Here is a 14,193-nt window from a genome sequence, read left to right on the forward strand (position 1 = left end):
TGTTACCTGTTTTCTATTTCAAAAGAATCTCTATCATTCAAAAAACCCAATTTTTGTCGGGTTTCCAGCATTTTTTCTGGGTCTAATTCTACTAAAAACAAACCTTCTGTTTCTATTGGTTCTTGAATGTAATTCCCCAGAAAATCGACTGCTTGTGAGTGACCTATGTATTCATAACCATTTGCGTCAATACCGATTCTATTGACACCAATAGCATAGCACATGTTTTCTATCGCTCGTGCTTTCAATAAAGCATCCCAAGCATTTGTTCTAATTTTTGGCCAGCTTGCAACATAAATCACCAAGTCATAATCCTCTGAATTTCTGGAAAATACAGGAAATCTCAAATCGTAACATATTTGAAGGCAAATTTTCCAATCTAAATAATTTACAATCGTTTTTTGGGTGCCACTAGTATATACTTTATCTTCGCCAGCTAAAGTAAACAAGTGTTTTTTATCATAGCACTGAATTGTTCCAGAAGGAAATACAAACACCATTCTGTTGTAAAAATTTCCATTTTCCTTAATAACTAAACTTCCTGTTATAGCACTGTTTGTAGCTTTTGCCAATGATTGTAACCATACAATGGTTTCGCCTTGCATTGTTTCTGCAACATCCTTTGGATTCATCGTAAAGCCCGTTGTGAACATTTCAGGAAGCACAATCAAATCTACCTTTTCAGTAAGTGCACTGATTTTTTCTTCGAAATAGTTTCGGTTGGCTTTTGGGTTTTCCCAAACTAAAGGAGCTTGAATTAGGATAATTTTCATTTTACTTTATTTTTTATAAAAATAAGAAATATCACAACACCATAAGTTCATTATATTAGCTAAAAAATGACTTTATGAAAAAGATATTTCTTGTATACTCTTTTCTCTTTTCTGTTTTTATTTTTGGACAGGAAAAATCGGGAGCGAAACAATTTTGGGAAAACCTACAAAAACAATGTGGGAAATCCTTTGAAGGAACAGTCACAGAGGGTGCAACCAATGATACTTTTCGGGATAAAAAACTGGTGATGCATGTCCGCAACTGCGATGAAAAAACGATTCGGATTCCGTTTTTTGTAGGAGACGACAAATCAAGAACATGGGTACTTGCTTATGAAAATGATCGCATCCAGTTGAAACACGACCACCGCCACGAAGATGGCTCGGAGGATAAGGTGACACAATATGGAGGGACAACCACTAATGCGGGGTCAGCAACGCTTCAGTTTTTTCCGGCAGATGAGGAAACCTGTGATTTGATTCCAAATGCTGCTGCAAATGTTTGGTGGATTACTCTTGACGAAACTTCTTTCACGTACAACCTAAGGCGCATCGGTTCTGACCGACTGTTTACCGTGAAATTTGATTTGACAAAAACAGTAGGTACGCCTGCTGCACCTTGGGGATGGAAAGATTAGTGTATAATAGATTATTTTACATAAAAAAACGCATTCAACTTTGACATTGAATGCGTTTTAAATTATTATGCAATCCTTGTCCTTTGAGTTTGACCTTTAGGACTAAATGTTTACCCTTTTAAACTGGCCGATAAATATTCTCTATTCATTCTGGCAATATTTTCAAGAGAAATTCCTTTTGGACATTCTACTTCACAAGCTCCAGTATTGGTACAGTTCCCAAAACCTTCCGCATCCATTTGGCTCACCATATTCAATACACGGTCAGTAGCTTCAATTCTTCCTTGTGGCAACAACGCATATTGAGATACTTTTGCAGCGACAAAAAGCATCGCCGATGAGTTTTTACAACTCGCCACACAAGCTCCACAACCAATACAAGTAGCCGCATCAAAAGCATTATCTGCATCTTCCTTATTAATAGGGATCGTATTAGCATCGATAGTATTTCCTGAGGTGTTTACGGATATAAATCCTCCCGCATGTTGAATCCTGTCAAAAGAACTTCTATCGACCACTAAATCCCTTATTACAGGAAAAGCTTTAGCTCTAAACGGCTCAATAAAAATGGTGTCACCATCCTTGAACATTCTCATGTGCAATTGACAAGTGGTAACGCCACGGTCTGGTCCGTGCGCTTCCCCATTGATATACAAAGAACACATTCCGCAAATTCCTTCGCGACAATCGTGATCAAATGCAACTGGTTCATCCCCTTTCATGATCAATTCGTCATTCAAAATGTCAAGCATTTCAAGAAATGACATGTCTGGCTCAATATGATCTATAGGATACTCAACTATTTTACCTTCTGCAGCGGCATTTTTCTGACGCCATATTTTTAATGTAAGTTTCATATTTTTAGTTTGAAAGTCATAGAGTCGAAAGTCGAAAGTCGATTGACATGGAGTCACTTGACTTTAAGACGTTAGACATTAGACTAAATTATTTATAACTTCTTTGAACTAATTTCACGTTATCAAATACCAACGGCTCTTTATGTAAAATTGCTTCGCTTGGTTTCCCAGTGTATTCCCATGCTGCTACGTAAGCAAAATTCTCATCGTCACGTTGTGCTTCTCCTTCTTCAGTTTGGTATTCTTCACGGAAATGTCCTCCGCAAGATTCATTACGGTGTAATGCATCTTTAGCAAATAATTCCCCCAATTCAAGGAAATCGGCAACACGAGTTGCTTTCTCCAATTCTTGATTCAAACCATTCGCATCTCCGGGAACTTTTACTTCTTTGTAAAACTCTTCACGCAAAGCAGCAATTTCTACAATTGCTTCGTTTAATCCTTTTTCATTACGAGCCATTCCCACTTTGTCCCACATAATTTTCCCTAATTTCTTATGAAAATAGTCAACAGAATGTGTTCCTTTATTGTTCATGAATCTTTCGATTTGGTCTTTTACCGCTTTTTCAGCAGCAACAAATTCAGGTAAATCTGTAGATATGGCACCCATTTTAATGTCTGGAGCTAAATAATCTCCAATAGTATATGGCAATACGAAATACCCATCTGCTAAACCTTGCATCAAAGCCGAAGCTCCAAGTCTGTTAGCTCCATGATCTGAGAAGTTCGATTCCCCAATGGAAAAACAACCCGGAATAGTAGTTTGCAAGTTATAATCAACCCAAGTACCTCCCATTGTATAATGTACCGCAGGGTAAATCATCATTGGAGCAGTATAAGGATCTTCATCTACAATTTTATAATACATTTGGAACAAGTTCCCGTATTTACTTTTTACAAGTTCAGTACCTAATTTAGTTACTAATTTAGTATCATTAGTATCCAATCCTTTCACATACGCTTGTTCATTTCCGTACCGTTGAATAGCTGCCGCAAAATCCAAATAAACTGCTTCACCTGTTTTGTTTACTCCAAAACCTGCATCACATCTTTCTTTGGCAGCACGGGAAGCTACATCACGAGGCACTAAGTTACCAAAGGCAGGATACCTTCTTTCTAAGAAATAATCTCTTTCATCTTCTGATAAATCGGTTGCTTTTTTCTTTCCTTCTCGAATCGCTTGCGCATCTTCTAATTTTGCAGGAACCCAAATACGTCCATCATTTCGCAATGATTCTGACATTAATGTCAATTTTGACTGGTGGTCTCCTGAAACAGGAATACAAGTAGGGTGAATTTGTGTGTAACAAGGATTAGCGAAGAAAGCTCCTTTTTTGTGGATTTTCCAGGCAGCAGTAGCGTTACTTCCCATTGCATTAGTTGACAAGAAGAAAACGTTTCCGTAGCCTCCAGAAGCAATAACAACAGCATGAGCAGAGTGTCTTTCTATTTCACCGGTAACTAAGTTACGAGCGATAATTCCTCTTGCTTTTCCGTTTACGATTACTAAATCCAGCATTTCATGACGGTTGTGCATTTTTACTTTACCACGACCTATCTGGCGATTCATTGCTGAGTAAGCACCCAAAAGCAATTGTTGCCCTGTTTGTCCTTGTGCGTAAAAAGTACGAGAAACCAAAGTTCCGCCAAAAGAACGGTTATCTAATAACCCTCCATATTCACGAGCCAAAGGAACACCTTGTGCCACACATTGATCAATAATATTACCGGAAACTTCTGCCAAACGGTGTACGTTAGCCTCACGAGCACGATAATCTCCGCCTTTTACAGTGTCGTAAAACAATCTGTGAACTGAGTCACCGTCTCCTTTATAATTTTTTGCAGCGTTGATTCCTCCTTGTGCAGCAATGGAGTGCGCACGACGGGGTGAATCTTGAAAACAAAATGCTTTTACGTTATATCCTAATTCTGCTAATGTTGCAGCAGCAGAACCTCCAGCAAGACCTGTACCCACTATAATTATATCTAAATTACGTTTGTTAGCAGGGTTTACTAAATTAATATGATCTTTATAATTTGTCCATTTGTCCGCAATTGGACCTGTAGGAATTTTTGAATCTAATGCCATTTATAATTGAATATTAATGATTGAAATGATGAAATAATGCAATAAAAATGAAGCCAAAAGGAACTACAATTGCAAAAGCATATCCTAATGTATGCAACGATTTTGAATATTTATTATTAAAACCTACAGATTGAAAGGAGGAATTGAAACCATGCCACAAGTGTAACGATAACAAAAGAAACGAAACGCAATAAATTGCCGTACGAATACCACTTTCAAATTTATGCGTCAACTCAGCGAAATATCTGGTTTCGTCAAGCGGATTAACCGCTACATATTTATACACCATTTCAGGAACCCAGAAATCGTAAAAATGTAGTAGTATAAAAGCAAGAACTACTAAACCACTAACAATCATATTTCTTGAAGCCCAAGAGGAATTAGCCGCGCCGTTGTTCTTAACGTAAGAAATTGGTCTGGCACTGTTATTTTTGATTTCCAAAACGATACCCATTACAAAGTGAAATACAACACCTAAAATAAGAATGGGTTGGATTACAAACTGAACCAACGGATTATTTCCCATAAAATGCGAAATGGAGTTGAAAGTGTCAGGACTAAAAACGGAGGTGCTGTTTATAAAAAAATGTTGTGCTAAAAATAAAATTAAGAAAAGTCCAGAAAGCGCCATAGCGACTTTTTTTGCTATCGATGACTTTAATAATGCAGATTTTGCCATAGGAATTTGAATGAATTAATTTAAGAATCACACAAAAATAGAGCAATTAGTAGTGAACTACAACCTTTTCGTTATAATTTATAATCATTTTAAAGTGCTAAAGCCCCGAAGTTAATAATTTACTTAAACCCGGCACTTAATACATTGTAAATCTGTCATTTAGCACAACAAAAACAATATATTTTAAAATTTAACGATTGCAAATGAAAACAATAATCCTTAAAATATTCACATTAAACGTATCATATCAATAATTTTTGCATGGTTTATTTTTCAAATTCTTAAAAAGTCACTAAATACAATTTTAACAACTTTAAAAAAATTGTCGTCAAACTCCTAAATTTACTTTTATAAGCAAAAAAACTAAACTAACATCATCTCTTTTGATGTTCTAAAAATACACGGGCCTAAAAATATGGACTGCACCAATGAAATGGCGAAATCTGTTTCTAAGTATATTCTACTCCTTAAAATGAATCCTGAAATTTCATTTTAACTTCTATAAAAAACACAACAATATCGACATTAACGCCATTGTCAAATCGAGCCTAGTCGTCTTATAAAATGGGTTATTGTGCTAACACTTTATATATTTCATTAAGTATTGCAGGATCTTACTACTGTGTAACATAAAATAAAGGCTGTCTTCGTAATGGAGACAGCCTTTATTTCAACAAAGACTTAGTCTATACAAAATACTAAGCCTCATTTATTTTCCATAGTACTTAATTACAATTCCCACCGCAGTCTTGCGCGTTTTGATAATCTTCCGGAGTAATGGTGTAAACTTCGGTGCGTTCATCTCTAAACATTGGATTAAAAATGTTTCTAGCTTGATTAAAACATTGATTTGTTGCAGTACATTCTTGATAAATTACCTTTTTCGTGTTGTTAAAAGTAATCTCAATATGTGTTAAATTATTTTGAACCGAAGAACCCAAGAAAGGTATGTATTGCATTAAAAATCCGGCCCGTAGGGTGGAGTATCCGTGAAAGTTTTGTTGATTTTATCAGCGTTATTTAGAATTACTTTATTGGATATATTTTTCACACCATTATAATAAGGAATGATTTCTATCTCAACACTTGAATTATTTATAATAGTATAATTATGGTTTCTATCTCCTCCTTGTTCTGTACAGCTACTAAAAAGCAGTATGAGCAATAAAAATAGTATATTCTTCATATTTTTAGTCTTGCCAATTATTAAATAATTCTTCTGCAAAAATCTCAGTTGGATTATCGTATTTGTTTTTGATATTATCGCGCCATTCCCATCACGATCTTGCTCCCACTGGTGCTTGCTCTAATTGCGGTAACGTATAGCCACTCACTCGATCTATAGGTTTGTTATTAGATAATGCTCTACTGATAATTATTTACAGAATAAGGATTTTCTATTTTTTTTCATGTTTAATGTACTCGTTACGATCAATAGATTTAGCAGAATCCGCGGAGATTTCAGAATCGTCAGCACAAGATCCAAAAAGCAGTATAGAAATTGTTAGAAGAACAAAATTAAATGGCATTACTTTTTTTATCAAGTTAATATACTTAAGGTTAATTCTTACGAAGATAAAAATTATTTAAATACAAACTAACCGTAACCGCTTTATTTACAATTAAATAACAAGAGTTTTAAAGTCAATTGAATTTCGCCATATATTTTTGAACAATCGCTTCCGTATTCTCGTTTCGCATTTTTTGCTCTAACTGAATTGGTGGAGAAGCACGTTCCAAACAATTTTTTACCGCACAGGTCTCACAGGTAACCCCAACAATTTGTTTTTTAATGGAGTCGTTTTCCATAAACTTAAATTTTTTCTTCACGGCCGGAGTAATTAAAATCCCTACTGAAATACTGCGGATACAATCTACCTTGAACGGATCCGGTGTTGCGGATGAAAAAACAAGATATTCATTTTTACTGTTTTCATAACTGGAGATTTGTGCATCAAAAAAGTGGTTTTTATTTTGCTTCAAAGACTCCTCAATTGTGCGTATCGAAACCCATCTTCGGCAGTAATGCTCATTCATTTCATTCGCATGCGGCTCCTGCTGATTGGTGATGTGTAATTCTTTCTTTATCTGATAGGTGTCCGTTCCTTTTTGATGGGACAATCGCAGGAAAAAAAGATTTTTTAACTGAAAATCTTTTGGCAAAATATTGGTCAATCTTTGGTAGAATGATTCCGGAGAAACATTAAACCCGCTCATCAAAGCAATCATTTCCTGAGGTTTCGGATCTGTTTTGGACAAAAATAAATTCAGTTCGTCTATCAGTTTCTGTCGTGGAATAAGCAATGCTCCCGCAAAGTATGAAGCATAAAAATTATTCAGAACTTGGTCGAAATTATCAAATTTAATCCAACTGAACGTATACAGTCTATCGGTGATTGCGAGATAATTATACGCAATTTCTTTGGCCAGAATAAATGCTTTTTGAGGTTCGTCAATATCTAATGAAAGTAACAAAGTCTTGCTTTTTGGCACAAAAATCGATCTCAAATCCCCCAATTGTTCTTGTTCCGAAAAAACAAGTTCTTTTATCGTATATCCGTATTCCTCCATTAATATTGCTGTGAGTTCTTCAATCGAAATTTTAGTGTCAATATTTACGTAAAACGCTTTGGAAAACTGCAAAACCTTCAGCTCTAAATCTTCAAAATAATTGGTGTGCGCTTCCTGATACGAACGCAATGAAGCCAAGAAGAAACTCTCTCTGGTTAAATTATAATGTTGCGCAATCTCAATAATCGTACTGATAAACGCATTGACTTTTGCAGGAGCGTTAGCAATAATGTCGATAAGATCATTTTCCTGAATCCCAAAAATATCCAACGGGATCTCTTTCAGAATGCCAGATTTTAGGATTTCTCCAATGGGTGCCAGATTATTATCCAGTTTCAAGGAAACCATATTGTCATAGGAAATATCGAGTTTTTCGGCTAACAGAATAATTTTATCCGTTTTAGGATACTTTTTCCCTTTTTCAATTTCGTTCAAGTACGATTTTGAAAGGTCCGTGATTTTTGCCAAACCAAATAAAGACAGTTTTTTATTGGTGCGAGCCTGCTTGAGTTTAAGTCCAAAAATTAACTTGATATAATCCTTTTCTATATTCATATTTCAAAGATAATGTAAAAAATATTTACGCCAAAAAAAATATTTTTAATTTTTAGCGTACGTTCGCTTGTTTTGTAAAAAACTTTTTGTAGTATTGCAGTGTTGAATAATTAATAATTATCAGCAAAAGTTTAATAGTATCAATTTAAATGTGTTAAAAAATGAATTTTAAAGAAGTATATTCGAAAAATTTGTTAAATTTTTCAGAAGAAACCACCGATCAGTACCCGGAAATCTTAACTGATGAAGCCATGACTTTTTTGTCTTTACTTCATGAAAATTTCAACAAAAAAAGACTCGACCTTTTAGAAGAACGAAAAAAACAACAGGATTTATTTGATCAGGGGGTCTTGCCCACTTTTCCTGCTGAAACAAAAAGCATCCGAGAAAGCAATTGGAAAGCGGCGCAAACACCCAAGGATTTATTAGACCGAAGAGTCGAAATAACAGGACCGGTCGACAGAAAAATGGTGATCAATGCCTTGAATTCCGGAGCAAAAACCTTCATGGCTGATTTTGAAGATAGTACTTCGCCTACGTGGAGCAACCTAATGTCAGGACAGCAAAACCTGAAAGACGCGGTGAATAAAACCATCACTCTTGAAGACAAGATAAAAAATAAAAAATACAGCCTGAACGACAAAACTGCTGTTCTGCTTGTCAGACCACGAGGATTACATTTGGCGGAAAAAAATATTTTGATTGATGGAGAACAAACTTCGGGATCGCTAATTGACTTTGGTTTGTATGCTTTCCATAATTACAAACAACTTATTGAGGATGGAACGGCGCCCTATTTTTACATTCCAAAACTGGAACATTATCTGGAAGCGCGATGGTGGAATGAGGTTTTCGAATTCACGCAGGAATATTTGGGTGTAAATAACGGAACATTCAAAGCTACAGTTTTGATAGAGACCATTACGGCCAGTTTTCAATTGGATGAAATCATTTTTGAACTGAAAGAGCATATTGTAGGCCTTAATTGCGGTCGATGGGATTACATTTTTTCATACATCAAAAAACTAAGAAAAAATCCAGCTTTTCTTGTTCCAAATAGAGATCAGGTGACTATGACTGCCCCATTCATGAGTGCGTATTCCCAATTGGTTATACAAAGATGCCACAAACGAAATATTCACGCAATAGGCGGAATGGCGGCACAAATTCCGATAAAAAACAACGAAGAAGCCAATAAAATTGCTTTCGATAAAGTAATTGCGGACAAAGAACGGGAAGTAAAAAATGGTCATGACGGCACTTGGGTTGCACATCCAGATTTGGTTCCGCTTGCCATGACGGTATTCGACAAATACATGCCAAACCAAAACCAAATTCAGGTAAAAAGAGAAGACGTATACGTTACCGAAAGTGATTTACTGGAAACGCCAAAAGGAACCATTACCGAGCAAGGTGTTCGAAAAAACATCAGTATTTCGGTTTTATATATTGCTTCATGGCTCAACGGACAAGGCGCCGCGGCCTTGCACAATTTAATGGAAGATGCTGCTACTGCTGAGATTTCAAGATCACAATTGTGGCAATGGCTGCAAAACAAAGTGGTTTTAGATAATCAAAAAGTCCTGACTGAAAAATACTATCACCGACTGGCTATGGAAGAATTTGAAAAAATAAGAAAGCTCGTTGGAGATGAGAATCACGAAAAACAAAAATACAGATTGGCAGAACAATTATTAGATATTCTGGTCGTGAACGACAATTTTATCGAGTTTTTGACTATTCCAGGATACAAATACATTTAAAATTTCAATAAAATCAATTTCAATAAAAAATTATTAAACACCATTAAACCTTTATAAACACTATGAAAACTACAGAAACAAGAATTCAAGAATTAGTTACCGACTGGATTACAAACCCAAGATGGAATGGCATTGAGCGACCATATACTGCTGAAGAAGTGGTGAAATTGCAAGGTTCGTATCAAATAGAACATAGCGTAGCCAGAATTGGAGCGAACACTTTATGGAATAAACTAAATGCTCAGGATTTTGTAGCCGGACTTGGCGCGCTTACCGGAAACCAAGCCATTCAAGAAGTAGAAGCAGGATTAGACGCCATTTATTTGAGCGGATGGCAAGTTGCTGCTGATGCAAACGTAGCCGGCGAAATGTATCCTGACCAATCTTTATATCCTGCTAACAGTGTTCCATTGGTTGTAAAACGTATCAATAACGCTTTATTGAGAGCAGATCAAATACAAGTGGTTAACGGGACTGCAGACAAAAAAGAATATTTAGTTCCTATTGTGGCTGACGCCGAAGCCGGTTTTGGTGGAAACCTAAATGCTTTTGAATTAATGAAAGCGATGATTGAAGCGGGAGCAGCCGGAGTTCACTTTGAAGATCAATTGAGTTCTGCTAAAAAATGCGGTCACTTGGGTGGAAAAGTATTGGTTCCTACGCAAGAAGCCATCAACAAATTGATTGCGGCTCGTTTAGCAGCTGACGTAATGGGAACGCCAACAATTGTTGTGGCACGCACCGATGCGGATGCAGCCAACTTATTGACTAGCGATATTGACCCAAGAGATGCTAAATTCATCACAGGCGAAAAAACAGGAGAAGGCTTTTTCTATGTAAATTGTGGTGTGGAGCAAGGAATTGACAGAGGATTGAGCTATGCGCCTTACGCTGATTTAATTTGGATGGAAACTAGCAATCCGGATCTGGATTACGCTAGAAAATTTGCTGAAGGAATTCACGCAAAATTCCCAGGAAAAATGTTGGCTTACAATTGTTCGCCTTCTTTTAACTGGGCTGCTAAATTATCCGTGGCTGAAATGGAAACATTCCGCGAAGATCTTGCAGCAATGGGATACAAATTCCAATTCATCACTTTAGCCGGATTCCATGCGTTGAATACCAGCATGTTCGAATTGTCTAAAGCCTATAAAGAAAGAGGAATGGCAGGATATTCTGAATTGCAGGAAAGAGAGTTTGCTTTGCAAAAACACGGTTTCAAAGCGGTAAAACACCAAGGTTTCGTAGGAACATCTTATTTTGATGCGGTACAAAATACTGTGACAATCGGGAAATCTTCTACAACCGCAATGAAAGATTCTACAGAAGCGGCACAGTTTTAAACAGAACAACAACTATAAAAAAACACGATTTCAGATGAAATCGTGTTTTTTGTTTTTAAAATAAAAGGACTGTTTATTTTGATTCGATAATTTCCAGATCAGTAACCACTTTCTCTTTTCCTTTTTGAATGCTTATTTTATTCACTGAAACCGGAAGGTAATAGTTGCCGTTTTTAGCTGGTTCCATTTTTAATTTTTTGTCTTTATTTTTCCAATTATCAGCAATTGCTTTGGTTATGGAAAGATCATATACGTGTTTGTTCAATCCTTTTACAGCTTTTACTTTCTGAGAATAAACCACTTCTTTCAAGCTGTTCTCAATTTGCAAAAGCACTTCTGCATCTCCATTCGAATAAAACCAAATCTCCGCTTTTGGCTCTGAAGCCTTAGCCCAAGAACTCCAGCTGTTTCCCCATTCTTTTGTTTTTTTTGTCTTTTTAAGTTCGAAAACATGAAGATTTTCCGCTACAACTTTATCATTCAGTTGTTGCACTTGATCCAAATTGACTTTATAAATTGAACGACCGTGAGTTCCTACCACTAAATCTTTTGCTTTCTTTTGAATCACTAAATCGTGAACGGCCACGTGTGGAATTCCATTAGAAAAATCATCCCAAGATGTTCCTTTATTTAATGAAACATACAAACCGTTATCCGTTCCCACATATATAACATTCTCGTTTACATTATCCTCCACAATTACATTCACTGGACTTGCAGGTAAATTATTGGCGATATTTTTCCACGTTTGACCAAAATCATCTGACATATAAACATAACTGGTAAAATCATCATTTCGATACCCGTTCAAAGTCGCATACACTCTTTCTTTCTTATGTGCCGAAGCCACGACTCTTGAAACCCATTTGTTTTGCGATAAATTTCCCGAAATTTTGTTCCAAGTTGCACCGCCGTCTTTCGAAACATGAATCAATCCATCATCACTTCCTGTGTAGAGTAACCCAAACTGCAAGGTACTTTCACTGATAACAGCAATTGTTCCAAAAGCAACATTTCCTTCTTTTGCTCCTCGCGTTAAATCCGGCGAAATAGCCGTCCAAGTTTCCCCTTGATTCATCGAACGATGCAAGAAATTAGATCCCATGTATAAAATATCCTGGTTGTGTGAAGACAATAAAATAGGCGTTTGCCAATTGAATCGAAAGGGCTTTTCGTCCTTTTTTGGCTTTGGCGAAATATACTCCCGCTTGTTAGTGGTGCGATCAATTCTGTAATAATTTCCAAATTGAAACCCTGTAAAAACAATATTGGGATTCCTTTTGTCAATTTGAGTCTGCATTCCATCTCCACCCATCAAATTTTCGTAAGGATATTTTCCGGTTTGGTACCATTCTGAGGAATATTTATAATCACTTGGACCAACCCAAACCCCATTATCCTGCATCCCACCATAAATATTATACGGTTCTTGCTCATCCACATTTACTGAATAAAACTGACTTACTGAATGCGAATTACTTTTTACCCAGTGCGCTCCATCATCATACGAAATATTTAGACCGCCATCATTTCCATTGATTAAATGCCCAGATTTATTTGGGTTCACCCAAACAACATGATGATCCGCATGAACATTCTCTTCGCTTATGGAGGTGAATGTTTTTCCGCCATCATTTGATTTTATAATGGGCACACCAGATAAATAAATTTTATTGACATCGTTAGGATCAACTGAAATAACACTGAAATAATACCCGTATGAATAAAAGAAATCATCGATAAAATCTTGATGGGTCTTCGTCCAATTTTTTCCTCCGTTACTTGATTTGTAAACTTCGGCTCCAATAACTTCTGTCTCGGCTAAACTATTTATTGCATCCAAAACTACTTTGGCAGCTTCGTTAGGTTGCAAATAGCCGTTTTGAACCCAGTGTTTGATATTTTCGGCTCTGTATTTTTCTGTCAATCCGTAATTCTTTAAAATAGAATTCAGACTTTTATTAGGTAATTTTAAGAATTCGTCTCCCGGAACAGAAAATGCAATTGGTAACGAATTACTTTTTTTGGATTGTAACGGTCTTTTAAATTGGTTGTCCAAAATGGCATACACATTTTCATCGTCATATACCGCTAAACCAATCCTTCCAACGCCTTCTCCAACCGGAAATCCGCTTTCAGCATTCGTGAAAAGTTTCCATGTCAATCCCGCATCTTCACTTTTATAAATTCCCGAAGTAGCACCGCTTCCTATAAAATCCCACGCTTTTCTGTCTTTACTCCAAGAAGCCGCATATTGAACCTTGAAATTTTTTGGTGAAACAGCCACATCTATTATCCCCGTTTCATCATTGATATAAAGTGTTTTACTCCACGTTTTTCCACCATTTGTCGTTTTGTAAATTCCTCTTTCTTCATTTTTTGAGTACAAATGACCCACGGCACCCACAACAACTTCATCTGGATTTGATGGATTTATCAAAATTCTGCTGATGTGATGACTGTCGTGCAATCCCATATTTTGCCAAGTCTTTCCTTTGTCTTCGGATTTTAAAATTCCAATTCCGGCGTAAGACGATCGCGACGAATTGACTTCGCCAGTTCCTACCCAAATCGTGCCTTGTTTCCAGTCTATCGCAATATCACCCACATTTTGTGTAGGCGCCGCATCCATAATAGGCGAAAAACTCATTCCGTTATTATTCGTGTACCAAAGTCCGCCTGAGGCATAGCCCACATAAAACTCGGTTGGATTTTCGGGGTTTACATCTATATCTACCACTCTTCCGCTCATCACCGTTGGACCCACATTTTCGAAAGCAACATTTTGAAAAAGCGATTGTTTCTCCATTATTTTTTTGGCTTCCAATGCTTGCTGAATCGCTTCGGCAGAAACTTGTCCCCAAGAGATACTTTGTACAATAAGAGCCGAAAAGAGTACTATTTTTTTCATGTAAATTTATTTGA

11 protein-coding genes are annotated in these 14,193 nt (G+C 36.5%); 3 read left to right on the forward strand and 8 right to left on the reverse strand.

The window, feature by feature from the left end:
- Positions 1-2: 2 nt before the first annotated feature.
- Positions 3-773, reverse strand: coding sequence for an amidohydrolase (locus EKL95_RS12885; protein ID WP_126458084.1), 771 nt, complete (start codon positions 771-773; stop codon positions 3-5).
- Positions 774-847: 74 nt separating this feature from the next.
- On the opposite strand from EKL95_RS12885, the gene EKL95_RS12890 reads away from it, so the two are divergent.
- Positions 848-1,411: a hypothetical protein gene (locus tag EKL95_RS12890; RefSeq protein ID WP_126458087.1), complete on the forward strand. Its 564-nt coding sequence runs from the start codon at positions 848-850 to the stop codon at positions 1,409-1,411.
- A gap of 110 nt (positions 1,412-1,521) precedes the next feature.
- Here EKL95_RS12890 and EKL95_RS12895 read toward each other — a convergent pair whose 3' ends face one another.
- The 6 genes from EKL95_RS12895 to EKL95_RS12920 form a co-directional block, all read right to left on the reverse strand.
- Entirely contained in the window at positions 1,522-2,268 is a 747-nt protein-coding gene (locus EKL95_RS12895; RefSeq protein ID WP_126458090.1) for a succinate dehydrogenase/fumarate reductase iron-sulfur subunit, read from the reverse strand.
- 88 nt (positions 2,269-2,356) lie between these two features.
- Complete coding sequence (locus EKL95_RS12900) at positions 2,357-4,357, reverse strand: fumarate reductase/succinate dehydrogenase flavoprotein subunit (RefSeq protein ID WP_126458093.1); 2,001 nt, start codon at positions 4,355-4,357, stop codon at positions 2,357-2,359.
- Positions 4,358-4,370: 13 nt separating this feature from the next.
- On the reverse strand, positions 4,371-5,036 hold the full coding sequence (locus EKL95_RS12905; RefSeq protein ID WP_126564377.1) for a succinate dehydrogenase cytochrome b subunit: 666 nt from the start codon (positions 5,034-5,036) through the stop codon (positions 4,371-4,373).
- 725 nt (positions 5,037-5,761) lie between these two features.
- On the reverse strand, positions 5,762-5,995 hold the full coding sequence (locus EKL95_RS12910) for a hypothetical protein (protein ID WP_126564378.1): 234 nt from the start codon (positions 5,993-5,995) through the stop codon (positions 5,762-5,764).
- Positions 5,995-6,222 (reverse strand): hypothetical protein, encoded by a 228-nt coding sequence (locus EKL95_RS12915; RefSeq protein WP_126564379.1) that lies wholly within the window; start codon positions 6,220-6,222, stop codon positions 5,995-5,997. The genes EKL95_RS12910 and EKL95_RS12915 overlap by 1 nt, the downstream gene beginning before the upstream one ends.
- A gap of 458 nt (positions 6,223-6,680) precedes the next feature.
- Positions 6,681-8,162 carry a helix-turn-helix domain-containing protein gene (locus EKL95_RS12920; RefSeq protein ID WP_126458099.1) on the reverse strand — a complete coding sequence of 494 codons (1,482 nt, stop codon included), beginning with the start codon at positions 8,160-8,162 and terminating at the stop codon, positions 6,681-6,683.
- Positions 8,163-8,323: 161 nt separating this feature from the next.
- On the opposite strand from EKL95_RS12920, the gene aceB reads away from it, so the two are divergent.
- Together aceB and aceA are read left to right on the forward strand one after the other, a co-directional pair.
- Positions 8,324-9,925, forward strand: a complete 1,602-nt coding sequence (gene aceB, locus EKL95_RS12925; protein ID WP_126564380.1) for a malate synthase A — start codon at positions 8,324-8,326, stop codon at positions 9,923-9,925.
- A 62-nt stretch (positions 9,926-9,987) separates the two neighbouring features.
- Positions 9,988-11,268, forward strand: coding sequence for an isocitrate lyase (gene aceA / locus EKL95_RS12930; RefSeq protein WP_126451992.1), 1,281 nt, complete (start codon positions 9,988-9,990; stop codon positions 11,266-11,268).
- A gap of 73 nt (positions 11,269-11,341) precedes the next feature.
- Here aceA and EKL95_RS12935 read toward each other — a convergent pair whose 3' ends face one another.
- Positions 11,342-14,179 (reverse strand): glycosyl hydrolase, encoded by a 2,838-nt coding sequence (locus tag EKL95_RS12935; protein WP_126564381.1) that lies wholly within the window; start codon positions 14,177-14,179, stop codon positions 11,342-11,344.
- Between the last annotated feature and the right edge of the window lie 14 nt (positions 14,180-14,193).

The organism is Flavobacterium sp. LB2P53 (assembly GCF_003970305.1).
Taxonomy (GTDB): Bacteria; Bacteroidota; Bacteroidia; order Flavobacteriales; family Flavobacteriaceae; genus Flavobacterium.